At 42.2% G+C, this 20,547-nt stretch carries 13 protein-coding genes; 5 read left to right on the top strand and 8 right to left on the bottom strand.

Annotation, left to right across the window (positions count from 1 at the left end):
• Positions 1 to 250: 250 nt before the first annotated feature.
• The 4 genes from Q4575_RS17640 to Q4575_RS17655 all read right to left on the bottom strand — a co-directional run bounded on the left by Q4575_RS17640 (position 251) and on the right by Q4575_RS17655 (position 10,362).
• On the bottom strand, positions 251 to 1,702 hold the full coding sequence (locus Q4575_RS17640) for a glycoside hydrolase family 30 protein (protein ID WP_303523690.1): 1,452 nt from the start codon (positions 1,700 to 1,702) through the stop codon (positions 251 to 253).
• Positions 1,703 to 1,845: 143 nt separating this feature from the next.
• On the bottom strand, positions 1,846 to 4,437 hold the full coding sequence (locus Q4575_RS17645; protein WP_303523691.1) for a carbohydrate-binding protein: 2,592 nt from the start codon (positions 4,435 to 4,437) through the stop codon (positions 1,846 to 1,848).
• A 276-nt stretch (positions 4,438 to 4,713) separates the two neighbouring features.
• Entirely contained in the window at positions 4,714 to 7,755 is a 3,042-nt protein-coding gene (locus Q4575_RS17650) for a TonB-dependent receptor (protein WP_303523692.1), read from the bottom strand.
• A 111-nt stretch (positions 7,756 to 7,866) separates the two neighbouring features.
• Positions 7,867 to 10,362, bottom strand: coding sequence for a carbohydrate-binding protein (locus Q4575_RS17655; protein WP_303523693.1), 2,496 nt, complete (start codon positions 10,360 to 10,362; stop codon positions 7,867 to 7,869).
• A 471-nt stretch (positions 10,363 to 10,833) separates the two neighbouring features.
• Here Q4575_RS17655 and Q4575_RS17660 point away from each other — a divergent pair, with 471 nt between their 5' ends.
• Positions 10,834 to 12,186 carry an MFS transporter gene (locus tag Q4575_RS17660; RefSeq protein WP_303523694.1) on the top strand — a complete coding sequence of 451 codons (1,353 nt, stop codon included), beginning with the start codon at positions 10,834 to 10,836 and terminating at the stop codon, positions 12,184 to 12,186.
• Between the two features lie 326 nt (positions 12,187 to 12,512).
• Here the strand turns inward: Q4575_RS17660 and Q4575_RS17665 are convergent, their stop codons facing one another.
• On the bottom strand, positions 12,513 to 14,075 hold the full coding sequence (locus tag Q4575_RS17665) for a sodium/sugar symporter (RefSeq protein WP_303523695.1): 1,563 nt from the start codon (positions 14,073 to 14,075) through the stop codon (positions 12,513 to 12,515).
• Positions 14,076 to 14,464: 389 nt separating this feature from the next.
• Between Q4575_RS17665 and Q4575_RS17670 the strand changes: the two genes are divergently transcribed.
• The 4 genes from Q4575_RS17670 (at position 14,465) to Q4575_RS17685 (ending at position 17,597) form a co-directional block, all read left to right on the top strand.
• Positions 14,465 to 15,901: an ATP-binding protein gene (locus Q4575_RS17670; RefSeq protein ID WP_368393334.1), complete on the top strand. Its 1,437-nt coding sequence runs from the start codon at positions 14,465 to 14,467 to the stop codon at positions 15,899 to 15,901.
• A gap of 86 nt (positions 15,902 to 15,987) precedes the next feature.
• Positions 15,988 to 16,653, top strand: a complete 666-nt coding sequence (locus Q4575_RS17675; RefSeq protein ID WP_303523697.1) for a response regulator — start codon at positions 15,988 to 15,990, stop codon at positions 16,651 to 16,653.
• A gap of 150 nt (positions 16,654 to 16,803) precedes the next feature.
• Positions 16,804 to 17,118, top strand: coding sequence for an EF-hand domain-containing protein (locus Q4575_RS17680; RefSeq protein WP_272182223.1), 315 nt, complete (start codon positions 16,804 to 16,806; stop codon positions 17,116 to 17,118).
• Positions 17,118 to 17,597: a hypothetical protein gene (locus Q4575_RS17685; RefSeq protein ID WP_303523698.1), complete on the top strand. Its 480-nt coding sequence runs from the start codon at positions 17,118 to 17,120 to the stop codon at positions 17,595 to 17,597. The genes Q4575_RS17680 and Q4575_RS17685 overlap by 1 nt, the downstream gene beginning before the upstream one ends.
• A 137-nt stretch (positions 17,598 to 17,734) precedes the next feature.
• Here the strand turns inward: Q4575_RS17685 and Q4575_RS17690 are convergent, their stop codons facing one another.
• Genes Q4575_RS17690 through eda form a run of 3 tightly spaced genes read right to left on the bottom strand, consistent with a single transcriptional unit; the run spans position 17,735 to position 20,421 of the window.
• On the bottom strand, positions 17,735 to 18,694 hold the full coding sequence (locus tag Q4575_RS17690) for a class 1 fructose-bisphosphatase (RefSeq protein WP_303523699.1): 960 nt from the start codon (positions 18,692 to 18,694) through the stop codon (positions 17,735 to 17,737).
• A gap of 14 nt (positions 18,695 to 18,708) precedes the next feature.
• On the bottom strand, positions 18,709 to 19,788 hold the full coding sequence (fbaA, locus tag Q4575_RS17695) for a class II fructose-bisphosphate aldolase (protein WP_303523700.1): 1,080 nt from the start codon (positions 19,786 to 19,788) through the stop codon (positions 18,709 to 18,711).
• A 15-nt stretch (positions 19,789 to 19,803) separates the two neighbouring features.
• The gene (eda, locus tag Q4575_RS17700; RefSeq protein WP_303523701.1) at positions 19,804 to 20,421 is read right to left on the bottom strand and encodes a bifunctional 4-hydroxy-2-oxoglutarate aldolase/2-dehydro-3-deoxy-phosphogluconate aldolase; all 618 of its coding nucleotides are present in this window, start codon (positions 20,419 to 20,421) and stop codon (positions 19,804 to 19,806) included.
• Positions 20,422 to 20,547: the final 126 nt, after the last annotated feature.

Below are 20,547 nucleotides of genomic sequence, written 5' to 3' on the forward strand. Positions count from 1 at the left end.
AAAAGAGCGGAGCGATATTTGGAACCTCCAACCAAGTGCAGAGGAAATTCATAATTCGCAGTAAATTGGCTCACAATAACCAGAACAAAAAACGTCATTCCCTAGCTTGTAATATGAGTCGAGCCACAGCGATATTTGGAACCTCCAACCGAGTGCAAAGGAAATTATAAAATCAGCGACTCTGACCCCACAGGTTTTGACCCCACAGGTTTACGCCTTATATTATCTCCCCTGCACTGCTTTTTAAATTTTAATAAACCAGAGTCTGCATGGCCCTTGCTGGAATGGTCAGTATGGTCTGTAGGTCTTCGACAAAAAAGTTGTACTTAATTTCTTTGTCGGTCTGATTCATAACAATCGTTGCCATTTTGTTGTCTTCATTTACAAACGAGGTTGCTAATAACACACTGCGGCTGCTGCTAGTACTCATTCGCTGGGCGTTTGGTTTAACAAATTTAGAAAAATGGCCGATGTAATAATAGGTTGGCGTATAAATAAGTTCGCCACTGTCTGTGTCGGCATGGATTGGAGCAAAGCAGAAGTTACTTACATGGTTAGGACCGCCGTTTTGATCTAATAGAATATTCCAATCGGTCCAGCCAACAGTACCTCTATTAAAGTCGTTAATCATTGAATGGCCATAACGTTCTGCGTTTGGCCAGTATTGGTAACGGTCTGCTCTAAACCCTTCTACTGTCCCTTCCGTAAACAAAAGATTCATATTTGGATATGATTCATTAATAAGTGCTAAATTATCGTGCATCGTTTCGCCACCAGCCCAGGTTTCGTACCAATGAAAACCAATTCCCCAGGCGTATTTAGCGGCTTCAGGATCGTCAAAAATGACGTTCGCGCGATTGGTGATTAGGTCACGGTTATGATCCCAAACTACGATATTTTTATCGCCATAACCTGCTTTTTCCATTACAGGACCTAAGTGGTTTTTTAAAAAATCACGCTCTTCTTCAGCGGTGTATATCATAGATTCCCAACGTTGTGTTGCCATCGGCTCGTTTTGAATCGTCACGCCCCAAATTGGCATACCTTCGGCTTCATAGGCTTGAATAAATTTAGTGAAATAAGTTGCCCATGTATCGTAATACTCTGGTAACAACTTCCCACCTTGCAACATGTTATTGTTACTCTTCATAAAGGCAGGTGCGCTCCATGGACTGGCATAAAGCATTAACTCTCCACCGGCGGTTGCAATTGCTCTTTTTATCATAGGAATACGGTACTGGCGGTCATGGCTGATGTTAAAGCTTTTAAGTGACTTATCGCCTTCTTTTATATAAGTGTGACTGCCACTACCAAAGTCAGAGCTATGAATTGTGGTACGCGTTAATGAGTAACCAATACCTTCTTTTGGGTCGTAATACGCTTTTAATAGTTCGGTTTGTTTTGCTGCGGGCAATTTGGCAAATACTTCTGCACTGGCATCGGTTATTGCGCCGCCAATGCCCAAAACTTTTTGAAATCGTTTATTTGGATTAACAAATATCGAAATTTCACCTTCCGTAGGCTGAACACGAGGTTTAAGGGATTTGCTATCGGTAAGTTGCAAACGCAGTGTTGTGTCTTTGGCGGTCGTATAAACATCGACACCTTTGGCGTTGCGTTCGCTCGCATACAGAAGTCCTGTCGATACTAGGCAAACTAGTGACAACAGGGTGGCTAGTTTTTTTAACTTTATCTTATACATTGGAAAACTCTTTTTAATATTTGATTTAATTAATGTCATATCGCTAATTTTTGCATTTGAAAAAGCGGTTAAAATGGAAAGCGGCTACCGCAGCACCTAAAGTGCTGCGATATTGCTAAGTTGGATTTAGCTAAATCCTTGTATTATTGAGTCTTAGAAAATCGGATCCAATTGAGGTTCCACTGCTCACCTAATGCTTCAATTCGAAGGATATGCTCACCTGCAGGCAAGCTAATTGTTGTGCTTTGGGTCGCCCAAGTTTGCCACCCGCCAGTCGCTTCAACCGCTACAGTGTCGATAACCTCATCATTCAATTTTAAGGTAAATCCTGTGCTGCCGCTTTCGGTGGCAAGTCGATATTCAACAAGATAATCACCCGCACTTTCGATGTTTACGGCATATTCAAGCCAGTCACCTAGATGGGCAAAACCGGTGTTTTTACCGCCGCCGGCATCTGCTGTCGCTTCTACTTCAAACCCGTTCATTGTGGTCCAGTTTTCGGCTTCTACAGTACCTGGTATGGCTTGAACTAATTCACCTACGCTTATCTCGTCACTGCCATAACTAATGTCTTCTGCGTCAACGGCGCTGACTTTATAAAAATATAAGTTATTGTCGATAACCGTGTCATCTAGATAGCTAAGGCCTGCTACATTCTCAGCAAAAAGTTGATAACTGCTATTGTTGTTAACACTTCGGTAGACATGGTATCCAGTCACATCCGTTTCTAGGTTTGCATTCCAACTTAACATGGCCCCAGAGTCAGCCATTTGTGCAGTGAATCCAGTAGGTTTTGCCGGCAGTGTGTATAAGTTTGAAGGCGCTTCGGCTGTCATCGCATTAAACAGTGGCTGATGAATTTCATAGGATATTGAGCCATATAATTGGAATACGGCTTCGATTTCTTCAATTGGCGCATTGACAAAGTCGACACTTGGCAGAGCCGCCTCTTCAAGAATATCAACGCCGTTTTCAGGCATCGTGGCGACAATATAAAATTCCCCCCAGGCATTAGCACTTGCGTTGTCTTTAAACACACCAGATAAGGTATAGTTTTTACCGCTTTCTAATGTAATTGCTTGGTAAACACCGCCGTTAAATTCAGTCACAGTTGCATCTGTCGTTCCAGTCATTCTAAGAACGGGGCCGTCGGCATTTGTTGGCGCTAAGGCAACGTCAGTTTCATTAAAATTAATGGCTGGTGCCGCGCTCGCCGACCATTGAGTCCAGTTGCTGTCAGAACCAAAATTACCATTTAATAAAACTTCATTATTGTCTTCATCAACCAAACTAAGTTTGTCTAAACTAATGTCGAGGTTGCCATCGCAACAAGCACCAAATTTAACAACAAAATAGTAGGTCTGCGTGCCTTCTGCTTGCGGGGTAATGGTGTCTGCGCCAATTTCACATGCGGTACTAAGTTCACTGTCCCAACCAGGACATGCCCAAGTACTAGCTTTAGCTACCAACCCTAAACCAGATTTTTTATTGGTGACCATGCCCCACGTACCATTACCTTGACCGCCGCCTCCGGTTAATACTTTATAAGACCAGTTAGTTGCAGCCCAATTTAACGCACCAAATTTGTCATAGGTAGCACGGGTGTTTTCGCCACCAAATTCATAGCCGGTACTTGCCCACGGTTGGAATTCACCGACTAATAATGGAGACTCTAAATTGGCCATTTTGGCCTGCCATTGGCAAATGCCTTCATTCCCAGCTTCACCGCAAGTTAACCAGTCACGATGAGTTTCATAGGTGGGGTCACCCCAACCAAATATGCCCGGATAAAAGTGCATTTCATAAGCGACATTAGTACCGTTAAATGAGTCAGGATGGCCGTATTCATCAATCCCAGAATGGTGCCCTGGTAGAATAATAATTTTGTTTTCATCGGCTTCGCGCAGTTCGGCATATAAATCCAACATTACTGATGCTAAGTTAGCGGCGTCTGTACCCCATGGTTCGTTTAATAAACCATAACCCGCTACCGTACCGTTGTATTTATACCGCTCAGCGATTTGTTGCCATAACCAAGTTGTACGTTCTTGGTATTCAGGTGTGCTCCAGTATAAATTTTTATCGGCACAACCTGAATGATCTGGCCAGCCCTGTGAACCAACAGCGCCATGCAAGTCTAAGATCACATACATACCGTGGGCTTCTGCTTGTTCGATGGCATAATCAATGTACTGCCAGGCATCTGCACGAAGTGTTTTAGGGTTATGCTCATCTTCAATCACATTCCAAACAAACGGCAGACGGATCACATTAAGTCCAAAGCTCTGCATGACATCCCAATCGCGCTCCGCTATCCAATTATCACGAAACATATCAAGGAGACGTTCGCGCTCTTCAAACCCAAATCGTTCGTCTAGTGTGGCTTCAAGTCTACATTGATCGGTGGCTACGGTATTTGATGATTGGTTCATCATCCAAAACTCATGTAACAACCAGTTACCTAAGTTAGTTCCTTTTAAAATAACGGCTTCGTTGTCGGCATTGACCCATTTAATACCGTCAGTATGAAGTGGTGACAAACCGACGTATTCTGGTTCTGGTTCCTGCTCGGTTTCTGTTACCGGTGGATTTGTTTCATTAGTGGTTTTAGGCAGCTCGTTATCGCTACTGACACCAAAACACCCAGAGATAGCTAATACGCAAAAACATGTTAGCAACGTTAAAGCCACTCTAAATGACTTTATGTTTGATTTTGTAATTATATTGGTAAACACGATAGTGTTTCTCCTGCTAATTAAATAGGCGTTTTTTTAAGACTCATTAAGTCATTAATTAACGCTCCAGTTTTGACAGTAACAGCCTTGGTTTCCTCTTCCCGAAAGTCGTCTAAATAAACGAACATTACTCAAAATAAATTGAATGATTTGGTTCGAATAAAATCCGGTTATTCAGGCCGTCTTTTGGGTACTTTTAAAGAAACTAAGCTCTGTACATAAATAAAAATGGGTTACATAAAGCCACTAATTAAAGTGGCTTTACTGAGCACTAATTTAAAATGAGTAATGAACCCCGACGTTGTATCTAGCGTGGCCAACAGAATATTGCCTAACTTGGTAGCTAGAACGACCATGAATTCGTTGGTCTTCTTCTGTTATGTTTATGCCTTCGACAAAAAACGAAAGATTGTCATTAACTTGATAACTGATATTGGCGTCGAGCTGGAAATACTCTTCGACAAAACGAGGGTCCCGAGCAGCCGATTGCAAATACTTGTCGCGCCAGTTATAGGCAATTCGAACTTGCAAGCCGTCTTTGTCGTAAAAAGCAACAAAGTTTGCGGTGTCACTCATACCAGGCACGACCCATTGCTCTTCGTTGAGATTAATGTCGTAAACCAGATCCCCTTCAACCACGGTGTAGTTAGCTTGAAAACCAAATCCGGACTCACCAAACGTATGTTGTAAAACAAACTCCCAGCCTTTTACCGATGTTTCGTTTTGGTTAATGGGCATAGTGACATCAAATGTCGCTACTGGATCGGTGGCTAAACCGGTCACCACAACTTCAATTTCGTCGCCTTCGCCTGTCACTTCAACATTTGGTTCATCAGCAAAGTGTTCAGCAAAATAATCATTGATGTCTTGGTTATCGTAGACAAACAGCGGATCGCCACCGGTAATGGCTTCAATCGCTTCATCGTATAGCGCACCGTCCATTGGCGTCGTTAGATCTTGAAACAGGGGTTGGTCTTCGAACGTCTCGCTCACGATAAAGTTGTCAACATCTTTGGTCCAATACCCCGCAGACATGTAACTTGCTTCGTCGTAATACCACTCCAAAGAGAAATCAAGATTGCTCGATTCCATCGGTAAAAGTTGCGGATTGCCTCGGCCACCACCACCGCCGTCAGCACCAAAATAATAGATATTCATCGCACCTTTGAGGTCGTTATAAACTGGGCGCGTAATGGTTAAGCTATAAGACGCTCGAAAATACACATCTTCAATAAACTCAATATCAAAATCGACACTCGGCAGTAACATGTCGTATTCGCCGTCAATTTCAGAGAAGCCCACAATCGTATTATTGTCTGCGTCTTTTTGTTCATATAAAGCAAAGTTATTGTTGATTACACTCCATTCAATTCGATCCTGTAATGGCACAAGGGCTTCTGAATGCACTTCGGTTTTTTCATACCGTAAACCTGTAAATAAGTTAATTGGCATGTCAAATGGTTCTGCCATATAGTGGCTTTGCAGGTAGATTGAAAACGTTTTTTCTGTTGTGACTTCATCCGCGTCAAAATCATATGACGGACAGAACCCCGTCAAACATGGACCGCCATTAGTGACATTGCCGTGGGCACCAGTTTGCAAAAGGGCTTCGCCACGTTCAATTAAGCTTGCAAAATCCCAAGTGAAAAACTCGGTAACTTGGCGAGGATCATTACTGCCTTCAAGACCGTCAAAAACGCCGTCAATTGAATCGATAGTCAGTAAATCAGCAATATCTCCCGGAGTACCAACGCCACTCCAGCTATTTCTTGAAATGCCAGTAGATTGTCCTCTGTTAGTCACTTCAACGGTGGATACGCCGAAGTCGATACTGTGGCCCTCATCAAACTCATAAGTACTATCAAACTGAACTTGCTCTACGTCCATTCGGTTGTTGTAGCTGCCAAAGTTACTGCCTGACAACTGCATATCATTAACATCAATTTCATCAAGACGGACAATTTGATTATGTGAATTACGCTCACCTAATTGCACCTCGAGTACCGGCATACCGGTTGCGCTAAAATAACCTGACGTTGTGATCCGGTTTAACGCTGCAACAGCCACCGAGCCGCCAGAGCCATATTTACTGTTTGGCTGAGATTGACCACTGGAGTCGTGATAATCCAATGCCATCGACAAATTGTCTGTAGCCTGCCATTTTAAGTTAAAACCCACTGATTTGTTTTCATCAACCGTGGCGTAAATTCCCACCCCTTGCAGGTTATCCTGAGCACAACCCACCTGAGTATAGGAAGTAGGAGAGTATATATTACCCTCTTTTACCCATTCGCTTTCTCGAGTTGAACAACCAGGGTCAAACCAGGCTGATAAATCTTGATGTTGGTAGTTCTGCTGATTTTCAGCGTAGGTGTAATCTACCGTCGCGGTAAGATTATCAAAGGGTCGCCATTGTAAAGTCAGTTGGCCGTTAATCCTTTCACGATGAAAGTCATCCAAATTGTATTGAATATTCGTCGGGATTGCGTAAATACCCGTACCGACTTCCGTTGGGAAGTTTTTTGCGCTCGGATCGCCCACTGGAATAGAACCCCATTCCGCATCGTCAACTTCGTCTATGATGTCTTGTTGAGTCACAAAGTTACGCCCCATGAAGTCTTGGGTCGTTACCGACTGATTCCCACCATCTCGCTCTTGATAACTCAGTGAAATCGCAACACCAATCGTATCGTCGGCAAACGTATTACTGTATAACCCAGCAAACTCTGGAGTAATACTCTCACCTTCCCTTGTGCCTGGATCATAGGCTGCCTTCATGCTAAGTGCGCCCTGCTCTCCCGGTTTGGACAGCGGTTTACGAGTGGAAACATTTACCACGGCTCCAATACCACCGGTGGCGACATTTGCCCGCCCTGACTTATAAACTTCGACGGATGAAATGCCTTCAGAAGCAATATTGCCAAAGTCGAAAGAACGGCCCCCTGTAGTTGGCATTTGGCGGCTATTAAAGGTCACAATGTTAAAGTCTGGGCCAAACCCCCTAACCGTAATTTTTGAGCCTTCGCCATTGTCACGTTCAATCGCGATGCCTGTAATTCGCTGCAAAGATTCGGCTAAGTTTGTATCGGGGAACTTACCGATATCTTCAGCAGATATGCCATCTACAATACCTTTAGCTTCCCGCTTAAGGTCCATAGAACGGAGCATACTGCCTCGTATGCCCGTGACTTCAATAACTTCAACATCTTCATCAATTGGTGTTGGCTCAGCTACACTTTCTTCTGCAAATCCAGGCGTACTTATTGCAGCTGCGATGCTAACGGCCAAAATATGTGGTTTAAATTCTTTTTTGTACATAATAATTACCCTAATGAGACAACAGTTGTTCTTTATTTTCTGCTGTTGTCCGTGTCAGTGATTAGTTCGAACCGCTCAATTAATGGCGGTGCATAATTCTTGATTGAGCGATTAATTGGTTATTTTTATCCAATTAAAGTTGATTGCTCCGCCAACAAAATCGATTCGCATCGTTTGTTCGCCTTGAACTAAATCAACTGTCGATTTTTGAGAAACCCATTCTTGCCAACCACCGGTTGCTTCGAGTTCTTGGGTATCTACCACGACACCGTCAAAAGAAACGGTGAACCCTTCACTGCCAAGGTCACTGGCTAATCGATATTCAATACTGTAAGTACCATCAGCGGGGATATTGACGGTATATTCAAGAAAATCACCGGGGTCTGTGTAACCCACATTTTGGCCGCCGCCTTCATCTGCCGTGTCTTCCAATTGCGTGCCTGACTCTGCGACAAACGCTTCTGCTTCAACAAAAATTTCAAACACAGGTTCAAATATTTCAAACCAGTTGAAATTAATTGCGCCACCGATAAATGCGACTCGAACCGTATGTTGTCCCGCAGTCATTTCAAATTCTGTTGAAGTCAGAGTTGTCCACTCCTGCCAACCGCCTGTTGATTCAACGGCTTGGGTGGCGACCACTTGGCCGTCGACCAAAAACTCAAATCCCTCGCTACCGCCATCGCTAGCCACTCGGAAGTCGACGTAATATGTGCCATCTGAAGGGGCTGTGATCACATACTCAAGGAAGTCACCGGCATCGGTATAACCCACATTTTGGCCACCGCCTTCATCCGCAGTATCTTCTAACTGGGTTCCAGATTCTGTCGTGAAATCTTCCGCTTGATAAACTGTACTTGGCGCTTTAGGACCTGACTCAGCATGAATAGCCAATGGGGCTTGCACGCAACTTTCAGCGGCGATGCAAGTTAAGCGAATGTTGTCTAATTGAAAATGCACGCCATCATGAAATTCAATGACAAGTAACGCTCCTATATTGGTTGGGTCAAGTGGCAGTGAGTCCCCTTCGGAAATGCCTGGCAGCCAAGTTAACCAATCAGGCGCGATAAACGGTGTATTGATAAATTCAGAGACCGGTATGGAATATGTGACCCAGGCATCTTGAGTTAAATCAGCCGTCATCCATGTCAACATCCCCATATAAGGCCAACCGGTTTCCATTCTGATGTCAAAAGACTCAGTAAGGGTATTGGCACTGTCAATGTACATATCAAAACTTAACACTGCGTTATGACCAATCAGTCCAATGCCTGGGGTGGCAAATCCAATATTGGCATCGCCTTCGGTAGAACTGATATCTATCACCGTGGCTTGATCGTTTTCAAGCACGACGGTTGATATCGTTGGGCTGTTAAAGTTGGATATATTCATCTCGATAATTTGGTCTGTGTGGTGCCAAACTAAAGGTTGAAGATCAGAGATTTTGACGTCGTCTTTATCATAAAATCCATCAACAAAGACATCTGTAGTTACTTCTTCAATTGTCGGTATTTTATCTGACGCGAGTTTATCAATTGTTCGACTGACTTTAGCCGAACAGTCATTAAGTGCTGGCGCGACAAGCGGATCACAGGTCCAAACGTTTATTGAATCAACCAACAACATGGCGGGTTCAGAGCCTGAGTTTTCAAGTTTAAGCACGAGTTGCAGGTCTTGATCAAATGGACCTGATGCCCCACCCAATGTAAAGATATTTGCCAATACTTCGTCATTGACTAGGTTATGAGCCCATAGGTTGAGCCGGTCGACGGTATGAATATGTGTACCGTCGATATACCAGCGAATAAAGTCGTCATTCCATTCAACGGCATAGTCATGAAACTCAGTGGACGCCGAGGCAGTTACTTCACTATTAAATTTAACGCCATTAGTTTCGCCGATACCAAAATGCGCGCCCGCGATCAGGTCACCATTTTGAAAGCTTACCGCTTCTATTGCGTTATATCCGTCATATTGGTCCGCCATCGGCAAAGCGGCAAATATAGATTTTACAGCGTCGCCCGCTGCGACTTGAATACGTGCTTCAAATCGACCTTGGGGTAGCGAATTAACCGCCATTAATGAGGCAAAACCGCCTGCTTCTGCTGTTAATACTAAGTTACCCTCAGTTTCAGTGGCGCCTTCACTTAACCATTGACCACTTGTCAGGCTTGATCCGTTAAAGTCTTCCTGAATTACAAGACCCCAACCGGCTTCTTCTGGCGTTTCAAAATCGCTAACAACATTGATGGTTAATATCGCAGAGTCGGTTTCTCCGGTACCGGCCTGGTTGACCACATATTGGTATGAGTCCGTCCCAGAAAAATTAGCATTGGGTTTGTAGGTAAATGTACCGTCGGCATTAAATGTCAATTCACCATTTTCAGACAAACCGTCGCCACTTAACACATATGACAATCCTTCGCCCTGATCATTTTCGCTAACGTCACCTTCGATCATCTCACCATCTTCTAGCGCCTCTACTGTCTCGCCAATCGCAAATAGGTTACGAACCACATTTTCATCAGCGTCTCCACTACCGCCACATGCTGTGAGCGACGTTGCAGAAGCCAGTAGAATTAAACGCAGCAATCTACTTTTTCTCATTTTAAACCCCATTAATTGTTATTTTTATTTTGTGTGTGCAACTAAGACTTAGTCCGATGCAATTGTCACTTTATTAATAAAAATGAATATTTAGAGAGACAAAAATATTCAATTTCACTTAGCTACAATAAGCGACTAATACGGTTTTATAATGAGGGGGGAATTATGTCGTCCTGTTAAACGACTCGAACAAATAAAAATAATTAATTGCTAGTATGAGTAAATTTCACTTATTCAAACACCTTATAAACAGTGGGATACAAGCTAAATTATTAAAATAGCGTTACTTAAAAATAGTTGGTATTTCTTACGTTTTTTCGAATGGTTAACGCCATAAATTGGCTATTTTACATTAGGTTTAGCAGTAAAAATGGGGACTATTATTCGGCAGAATCAAAAGTAATTTATTTCCCTTTACTATCGTTTCGCTCTCGCCCAAAATAATTAATCAATCCCATTTTGATAAGTTAAATGTTGCTCACATCCGATACGGTTTTGCTAAAACAAAAAATATTTTTAGGTATTGGTTTTTTTGCAATATTTTTTGCCAACCAAGGGATAGGTATTTTAGCCATTCCGTATTATCAAATGACCCTTGGAGTCGATCCTTTTCTATTGGCTTTTGCCATGAAAGTGCCCGTTTTTATCGCTAGCTTTATCGCCCCTTTTGTTGGTCAATGGTCCGATCGTCTCAACACGCCATATGGTCGACGCCGCCCCTTTCTATTTGTTTTCCCTTGGTTGTCTTGCCTTTTTTTTGGTTTGATTTGGATGGTGCCTGCTCATTGGAGCAGCGACACACAACTCATTTATTTTGCCGTTATGGTATTGGCGTTTTATTTGTTTAATACCTTTTGGACTGTGCCAATGAAGTGCTTGGCCTATGAGGCCACGCGTGATTACCACGAGCGCACTCGTGTAATGGGCTTTGTCACTTACTTCTTAAAATTTGGTGCCATTTTATATCATTGGGTCTTTCCCATTGCTCAACTAAGCTTTTTTGGTGGCATCATCATTGGAATGAAATTTGTTGGTTGGGGTGTCGCCCTTATTTTTCTGGGGCTTTGCGGTATGTTGCCAGGCCTATTTTTGAAAGAAAGACAATTTGAGCCCGCCAAAACAGACCAAAAAATGCCATTATTTAAAAGCCTAAAAGCCATTATCAAAAACAGAAATATGAAGATCCTGTTGGCCATCATTTTTATTCAGCTAACCCTTGGTGGCTTTGCCGCGAGCATGGATTATTACGTACTTGTTTATTATATGAATGACGGCGATGTCGCTGCTGGAGCAACATGGAAAGGGGTTTTATCCTCAGCGTATGCAATCACTGGGATCATCACAATTGGCATTTTAACCAGACTGTCTAGTAAGATTGGAAAAGTCGCGACGATGAAGTGGGTTTACTTAATCACAATCATCGGTGGACTATGCAAATGGTTTATCTATCAGCCAGGCAGTGGGCTTTGGCTAATTGTTGACGCCATATTATGCAGTGCAATTTGGGGCGCAATGGCGGTTATCATAAGCTCCATGATTGCTGACCAAATCGATGTAGATGAAACAAACCACCATATTCGCCGCGAGGGCCTATTTGTTTCATTACAAAGTTGGATCATTTCTATGTCGAGTGTTATCGCAGTCATTAGTTCAGGTATCGCCCTCAATGCCATTGGCTTTGAAGCATTAAATGGCCCAGAACAAAGTCACTTTTCTATTTTGGCGATGCGAATATTTTTAGTGGTCGGTACAGTAGTATCCGCAGGAATTGGCTACTGGCTAATTAAAAAATACAACTATAGTGAGCATTCACATACCCTGTAACCTTTATATTTATTAAATTTGATTGAATTACTTATATCGTCCTCAACTCGTCATGGTATAAATATGCCGCATTGTTCAAATATCTGCATTTCTTGTTTTTGGCGTTTATTCTTTGGGGCTTGTTAAAACTAGGGTTGAGTTATCCCTGCCAAAAAAGCACGTTATTACATGGTCAATGTTGCTCTGAATGGGTCAAACCAAATAAAAAAAGACCAAATCTACGGCCTTAAAATACAAAACGCCCGATGAGCTTTATCGAGCGTTTTAATATGATTATATTTGAGCAATAAGTGTCAACCTATTTCAGGTCGATTCAAACTTTATGATTACCACCAAGTGGCATACAAGCCAATTAATATCAATATGATACCAATTGCGGCAACATTAAAGTTTCTGTCTGTTTCAAAATTCACTTCATCCAAGCTTACGCAGTTATTGGAACCTGTAGTTTTTGTCATTAATGACACCACAACACACAGTGCTAAACAAATCAGGAATACTAAACCAACGCGGTCCATAAACGGCAATTCAGGCCAAATTATCTTAAACAATATAGAGAAAGCTGCCGAACCAATTGCCGCTGCAAGTGCGCCCGCAGAAGTTGCTTTCGACCAAAACATACCCATTACAAAGATGACCACGATCCCTGGTGTAAAGAACCCCGTGAACTCTTGTATGTACTGGAATGCTTGTTCAAATTTACCGAGTAGCGGTTCCGCTACAACTAAGGCAACAGCGAGTGAAACAAGTGCGGCGATTCGACCGGTTGTCACGTAATGTTTTTGTGTCTTTCCAGGTTTTAATTTTGCGTATATGTCCATGGTGAAGATAGTCGAAATGCTGTTGGTCATTGAGGCTAACGACGATACGATTGCCGCCACTAGTGCAGCAAACACTAACCCTTTAATCCCAACTGGCATTAACGCCATCATAGACGGATAAGCTTGGTCAGGTGATGACAAATTAGGATAAAGTACAACCGCTGCTATGCCCGGTAAAACCACAATGATAGGCATTAGAAGTTTTAAGTAAGCTGCAAATGCAATGCCCTTCTGTGCTTCTTTTTGGCTTTTAGCCGCAAGTGCACGTTGAATAATATACTGATTAAATCCCCAATAACCGAAGTTCATTAACCACATACCACCAACCAAAACTGAAATTCCAGGGAGGCTCATATAGTGTTCATTTTCAGGGCTTAAGATCATATCAAAGTGGCTCGGAAGTTCAGTGGTTAAAACGCTAAAACCAGCGATAAAACCTTCGCCGCCAGAAACTTGGTTAAGCGCGAGATAACTTAAGAATAGGCCACCAAAAACCAGCAGTACTACTTGTAAAATGTCAGTATAAGCTACCGCCTTTAGACCACCGTATAATGAGTAGGCCACTGAGAATACAGCTAGGAAGATCATGCCATACATCCAATCAACACCAGCGACCGTTTCTATCGCCAGTCCGCCTAACCACAATACAGCGGTTAAGTTAACAAAGATGTAAACCGCTAACCAGAACAGCGCTAGAGTTGTTTTAACTCTGCTGTCAAAACGCTGCTCTAGATACTGAGGCATAGTATAAATTTCATTTTTAAGGAAAATTGGCAACATATACTTACCAACGATGATCAAAGTGATTGCTGCCATCCATTCATAGGATGCAATAGCTAAACCGATAGCAAAGCCTGAGCCTGACATACCAATGATTTGTTCGGCAGATATATTTGACGCAATAAGCGAAGCACCAATTGCCCACCATGGTAATGATTTAGAGGCTAAGAAGTAATCTTCTGTGTTCTTTCCCCCTTGTTTCTCCTCGCGAGAGATCCATAACGCCAATATTAGCAACCCCAAAACATAGGTTATGAATATTCCGATATCCAGCATTTCAAGTTTCATTTTTACCCTTTTTTATTTTTATTAGAATGTAATTATGAAAAAAAATAACAGAACTGAAAACCAAGAACAAACGCAATTCCATAATAATTTATCCCTACAATTTAATCCCAGTTGAATTGCCGTATTGTATTGTTGTTAACCATTAATAGTCAACTATCGTCTAATTTTTGAAAGTCGCGTTAAATATCTTCGGTATGGCCATTATATATTTAACGGTAAAACCTTAAAATATGCACAATGTTTACACAATTTTGCATTATCCTATGGCTGTAAATTTGAAATAAATTATTATCTAAAGGTTGTTGTTTTTATCTATGAAGATCCAAAATAAGCTTTTTCTAATCCTATTTGGCTTTAGCATATTACTTGTCACTAGCTTAGTAACACTTATGCAATGGAGCCTAGGTCGTGGAATGGTGGAATATGTAAACACCAAAGAAGTGCAGGCTCTGCAACCTTTAGTGGCTCAATTGATTGTCGAATACAAGAAAAACGACAGTTGGTCGTCTATGACCAACCGACACAATAAATTCCGCCGCTTAATTTCAGAACAACTTAGTGACAGCGAGTTCTCACCCCGTGGCAATCGACAGGGCAATAGACAGGATGATCGTTCGCGTCCATCACGACGCCCTCCGCCACCGCATGAACGTGACGCTCGTGATGCAGCAGAAGGACCAATTGCACAAGGTGGCCCTAGACAACAATTTGATCGACAACCCCCACCCCCTAATGAAAGTAAACAAGTGCATTACGCTATTCTAGATGCAACCGGCGAAGTTGTTGTTGGCCAATATTTGTCAGATTTAGACTATAGCAAAACCCCGATGACCATTGACGATTTTGTCATTGGCCAATTTGCCGTATCTAAGCGCAGTCAACTAACCAAAGGGTATGAAGTCGATTTTGTGAATCAGCAACAAAGTTACTTTTGGATCATCGCTACCTTTGTTTTAACCTTAGTGGCGCTTATTACTTTGCCGCTAACTCGGCATTTAGTGCAACCACTCAAACAAATAAAAAATGGCATGCACGGTCTAACACAAGGCGAATACGACCAGCAAATACAATTGAAGCGTAAAGACGAATTTGGCGAACTAAGTGAACATTTTAATGAACTTGCATTAACACTTAGTGAAAATGAATCAGCACGAAAACGTTGGTTAGCTAATATATCTCACGAACTTAGAACCCCAGTCGCCATTTTACGTGGCGAATTAGAAGCCATGTTGGACGATGTTCGGCCTTTAACAAAGTTTAATATTGTGTCGGTAAACGATGAAGTGAAACACCTACAACGCCTTATCGACGATTTAAACCTATTGGCCAGTGCCGACATCGGCGGTATGCGTTATCGTAAAGAGCGGGTTGAATTAAATGACCTAATCGAAGGTGAAGTTGAAAAATACCGTGGTTATTTGGCCGATTCAGGCATTAAATTAGTTACCAAAGTCGAAGATAAAAACATCACCTTGTATGCAGATCAAACGCGATTGTGTCAGTTATTTGAAAATATTATCAATAATTGCATCAAGTACTCAGGCGCAACGAGCATTAGTCTGAATGTGAGTCGAGAACTTGAGGGTGGTAAAGAGTTTGTTGTTATCAACTTCGAAGATAACGGTATAGGCGTAGATGAAATTCATTTGCCAAACCTGTTTGAACACTTGTATCGTGTTGATAATTCACGAAACCGAAAAACCGGCGGGTCAGGATTAGGATTGTCAATTTGTCGTCATATTGTCACTGGACACCAAGGTGAAATTTTTGCAGAAAAAGCGGCATCCGGTGGGTTAAGTATTATGATTAAGCTACCTATTTCGTGATAGCAAACCAGCAAGTAAAACAATAAGCAACATAGTGAAATAGCGCCTTATTTAATTATCAGTCCAATTAAAACTAGAGAACAAAAATGCAACATTCAATCCTCATTGTGGAAGACGAAATAAAATTGGCAACCCTACTCGCCGATTACTTTAAGCTTACTGACTACGTTCCCCATATGTTGCACGACGGTAGTGAAGTCGTTGACTGGGTAAAACAACATGAACCTAAGGCCATTTTGCTCGACATAATGCTACCGGGAAAAAATGGCATCGATATCTGCAAAGAGATCCGCCAGTTTTCAAATGTTCCAATTTTAATGATCACCGCGAAAGTCGATGAAATTGACCGACTGTTAGGTCTCGAACTTGGCGCAGACGATTATATCTGCAAACCCTTCAGCCCAAGAGAAGTTGTCGCTAGAGTGAAAGCGGTATTGCGTCGGACATTAACCGAGTCCAAACCGAGCAATGGCTTAATTCTTGATGAAAGCCGTCTTGTCGTGGCGTTTAATCAACAGGAAGTGACACTGACATCAGTCGAATTCCAATTACTCAAACCCCTTGCAGAAAAGCCTGAGCGTATTTTTACGCGGGAGCACTTAATGCAAAATATGTATTCTGATCACCGAATCGTGAACAACCGAACTATCGACAGTCACATAAAAAAGCTCAGAAAAAAGCTGGCTGATATAAGTGATGGAAAAGACTGGGTACAATCAGTCTACGGTACGGGCTACCGCTTAGTATTATAGTTCTAAGAGAAAACCTTAGTTGTTCTTCACTTAGAACCGTAATAAACCACAAAGGAAAAAGAGCGAAATACTTCCTCTTTTCTTGCACAATGTTTGCAATTTCCCTTGTTATTCTCGTTTGGCACTTGAGATTAACAACAGGAAATTCCCATGAAATATTTTGCAAAGTCATTTTTAATCGTTGGATTGATGTCTATCATTTCAGCAACAAGTCAAGCCGCCGAAAATGACGATAGACGCGGCGACAAGGACGGCCAAGGCAAAGGACGTCCGCAGTTTTCCACCCTCGATTTAAACGCCGATGGCGACATTAGTTTTGACGAATTCTCTTCCCACGACATTCCTCATGGCGATCATGAAACGGTTTTCAATAATATTGACGCCGACCAAAACGGCGTGATTAGTGAACAAGAGTTTACCGACCACAAACCACCACGCGGCAAAAAACCAAAAGGACAACGCTAATGATTAGTGGTATTAATTCTTCTGGAGAAATGTCCAGACCTAGCAGAATGGAGCAAAGCCTCACGGCAGATCAAAAAACTCAAATATCTGACGTTCTTGGACAATTTGACCCAGAAAATCTAACCGAAGCAGACGCAAAAAGTATCGTTGAAGCGTTTTCTGAAGCAGGAATTACTCCGGGTTCAGGTCTAGCAAGTGCTATGGGTGAGTTAGGATATGACGCCAAAACCGTTGGCGATCTAGCTAACGTAGAGCAGCGAGGTAATCGGCCCCCTCCTCCGCCACCACCTTCTGGAAGTACTCAATCGAGCGATGAACTGAGTTCATTAGTTGAGTATTTTACTGAATTAATGGAAGAAAAATTAGCGGAAAGTGGGGAAACTGAATTAAGCGACAATGATAAACAATCTATTCTGGCTCAGTTATACGATAAGTTTGGCATTGACGAGGGAAAATCAATTATCAATACAGTTGCCTAACTTGAGCGATGTATTCCAAACTAGCTGATATAGGGATAAAACTTTGTATTGTGCATACTTTCTAAGTAGTAATAAATCGGCTAGTGACCAAGGTTATAGGTCTCTAGCCGACAAATCATATTACCAATTTTATCTTATTAACCAAAATTAAGTTTTTTAGTTAAATTTTTCGAGCCCATATAAACCGGTACTCTCTGATGCAGCGTTGTTGGTTGTATGTCTAATATACGTTGCTGGCCACTCGTTACTGCTAACCCACCGGCATTCTCCACTAACATTGCCAACGGATTTGCTTCATATAACAAACGTATTTTGCCATTTTCGATACCAGGTCGACTATCACCTGGGTAAGCAAATACACCACCTCGGCTAATAACTCTGTGTACGTCACCGACCATAGCCGCATTCCATCGAATTGATGCGCTGTTATAATCATCGCTGGCATACAATACATCATCAAAATATTTCTGAATGAGGTTATCCCAAAAACGATAGTTAGCCATATTCACTGCAAACTCGTTGCTGTCGGCCGGCACTGCCATTTTATCTTGCGTTAACAAGTAACCACCATGAGTTAAATCCAATGTATAACAACGAGTCGGTCCACCTGTTGTCATCACCAACATAGTCGACGCACCGTAAAGTACATAACCGGCACAAACCTGCTCAGAACCCGCCTGAGCAAATTGCAGCTCACTATCAAATGGCACGTCATTTCGAGCATTATAAATAGTGAAAATCGTGCCTATTTGGCCATTAATGTCGATGTTAGAAGAACCATCTAGTGGATCAAACGCCACGATAAACTGCGCATCTGGGTGACCACCAACGACATAGTCTTCTTCTTCAGAGGCTATTGCGCGAACAGTATCGTCATCCAATAGCATGTCTCTTAATAATTGATTAGACAAAACATCGAGCTTCTTTTGCACTTCACCCTGAATATTTTCATCAAGAGTTGACCCTAACACACCGGCTAGTGCGCCTTGACTCACTCTGAACGCGATTTCTTTAGATGCAGCCAATATGGTACGAATTAACATGATGAGGTCTTTATCGACTCCATCCTTCTTTAACACTGGAACTAGACGTTTCATTTTATTCCTTAAAGCTACACGAATCGATTTAAACAGTTCAACTCGGCAAAACATTGCTCAAGTCGAGTGACCATAGAGTCTTCAGCTTTACGCAACCACACACGTGGATCATAGTGTTTTTTGTTTGGTTTATCGTCGCCGTCAGGATTGCCAATTTGGCCCTGCAAGTAATCTTGTTTATTTTTGTAGTAATCCAAAATGCCTTGCCAACTAGCCCACTGCGTATCGGTATCGATATTCATTTTAACCACACCGTAGGTCAAAGACTCTGCAATTTTTTGAGGCTCTGAACCTGACCCGCCGTGGAAAACAAAATTTAAGCTGTTGTGAGGCAAATCGAACTTCTCTGAAACATAGGCTTGAGAGTTTTTCAAAATCTCTGGGGTAAGCACAACATTGCCTGGTTTGTATACACCGTGAACATTACCGAATGATGCGGCAATTATAAATTTGTCAGACACCTTCGACAGTTGTTCATAGGCATAGGCAACATCTTCTGGCTGCGTATATAGTGCAGAGGCGTCCATATGACTATTATCAACACCGTCTTCTTCGCCACCGGTACAACCAAGTTCAATTTCCAAGGTCATGCCCATTTTGCTCATGCGCGCTAAATACTCTGCACATGTCGCTATATTTTCTTCCAAAGATTCTTCCGAAAGATCGATCATATGAGAACTAAACAACGGTTTACCCGTTTCCTTAAAGTGAACTTCGCCAGCATCGAGCAAGCCGTCAATCCAAGGTAAAAGTTTTTTCGCCGCGTGGTCAGTATGCAACATAACCGGTACGCCATACGACTCAGCAACAATATGAACATACTTCGCCGCGGCAACAGCACCTTTAACTGACGCCTCATGCCCTTCTAGTTTTGAGCCTTTCCCCAAGAAAAAGGCCGCGCCACCATTAGACAACTGGATAATAACCGGAGAGTTTACTTTTGCCGCCGCTTCTAAAGTGGCATTAATAGAATTTGTCCCTACTGTGTTAACAGCAGGAAACGCATATTGATTTAATCTAGCGTGGTTGTATAAGGTTTGAACATCATCTCCTAATACAACACCGGGTACCAAAGCTTCAGTTAGTTTAGTCATTTTTATATAACCTAATTATTGAATAGCATTTTTACAAGCATCTGTGATTGCTTGCCAGTTTTCTTCCGCCACCCACTCTTTGCGGCAAACCCAAGTTCCACCAACAGCGATGACGTTATTTAAGGCCAAGTACTCGCCTTTATTTTGTGGTGTTACCCCACCCGTTGGGCAGAATGTAATATCTTGAAATACCGAACCAACCGCTGCTAAAAACGGCGCACCGCCAGATAGAGACGCCGGGAAAAGCTTGAGTTCTGTGTAACCAAATTCTCGCGCCATCAAAATATCACCCGTATTTGAAACACCTGGTAATACCGGAACACCGCAAGAGACTAAGTGTTCTAATAGTTTAGCAGACACAGCCGGTGTTACGATAAAATCGGCACCTGCATCGATTGCTTCTTTTAAAATAGCTTCGTTGGTAATCGTTCCTGCACCAACAATAAGTTCAGGTACTTGTTCTTTAATTGCAGTTAAAGCCGCTAATGACTGCTCAGTTCGCAATACAACTTCAACCAGTTTCAGACCGGCACTTGCCATTGCTTTAGCAATGTTAACACCTTGTGTTGGGCTGTCAGCTTGAATGATTGGTAAAAGCGTTTGATCGCCCATTAAAGTAGAAAAAGAAGTCATTACTATGCCTTTAATATTACAATTTTGATTAAGTCGATTTTGCGAGAAAGAATAACAAGCTATACTTTCTCGCTTATTTACAGTTTGTAACAATCCCCGAATAAAGGGATTAGTTTACAAATTTAC

It is taken from the genome of Psychrosphaera sp. 1_MG-2023 (genome assembly GCF_030548245.1).
Taxonomy (GTDB): Bacteria; Pseudomonadota; Gammaproteobacteria; order Enterobacterales; family Alteromonadaceae; genus Psychrosphaera; species Psychrosphaera algicola.

What these genes read in the sequence shown, in the direction of transcription:
- eda (WP_303523701.1), bottom strand. Translation starts at nt 20,421, where the DNA reads ATGACTTCTTTTTCTACTTTAATGGGCGATCAAACGCTTTTACCAATC.
- Q4575_RS17675 (WP_303523697.1), top strand. Translation starts at nt 15,988, where the DNA reads ATGCAACATTCAATCCTCATTGTGGAAGACGAAATAAAATTGGCAACC.
- Q4575_RS17670 (WP_368393334.1), top strand. Translation starts at nt 14,465, where the DNA reads ATGCAATGGAGCCTAGGTCGTGGAATGGTGGAATATGTAAACACCAAA.
- Q4575_RS17640 (WP_303523690.1), bottom strand. Translation starts at nt 1,702, where the DNA reads ATGTATAAGATAAAGTTAAAAAAACTAGCCACCCTGTTGTCACTAGTT.
- Q4575_RS17655 (WP_303523693.1), bottom strand. Translation starts at nt 10,362, where the DNA reads ATGAGAAAAAGTAGATTGCTGCGTTTAATTCTACTGGCTTCTGCAACG.
- fbaA (WP_303523700.1), bottom strand. Translation starts at nt 19,788, where the DNA reads ATGACTAAACTAACTGAAGCTTTGGTACCCGGTGTTGTATTAGGAGAT.
- Q4575_RS17650 (WP_303523692.1), bottom strand. Translation starts at nt 7,755, where the DNA reads ATGTACAAAAAAGAATTTAAACCACATATTTTGGCCGTTAGCATCGCA.
- Q4575_RS17690 (WP_303523699.1), bottom strand. Translation starts at nt 18,694, where the DNA reads ATGAAACGTCTAGTTCCAGTGTTAAAGAAGGATGGAGTCGATAAAGAC.
- Q4575_RS17660 (WP_303523694.1), top strand. Translation starts at nt 10,834, where the DNA reads ATGTTGCTCACATCCGATACGGTTTTGCTAAAACAAAAAATATTTTTA.
- Q4575_RS17685 (WP_303523698.1), top strand. Translation starts at nt 17,118, where the DNA reads ATGATTAGTGGTATTAATTCTTCTGGAGAAATGTCCAGACCTAGCAGA.
- Q4575_RS17680 (WP_272182223.1), top strand. Translation starts at nt 16,804, where the DNA reads ATGAAATATTTTGCAAAGTCATTTTTAATCGTTGGATTGATGTCTATC.
- Q4575_RS17665 (WP_303523695.1), bottom strand. Translation starts at nt 14,075, where the DNA reads ATGAAACTTGAAATGCTGGATATCGGAATATTCATAACCTATGTTTTG.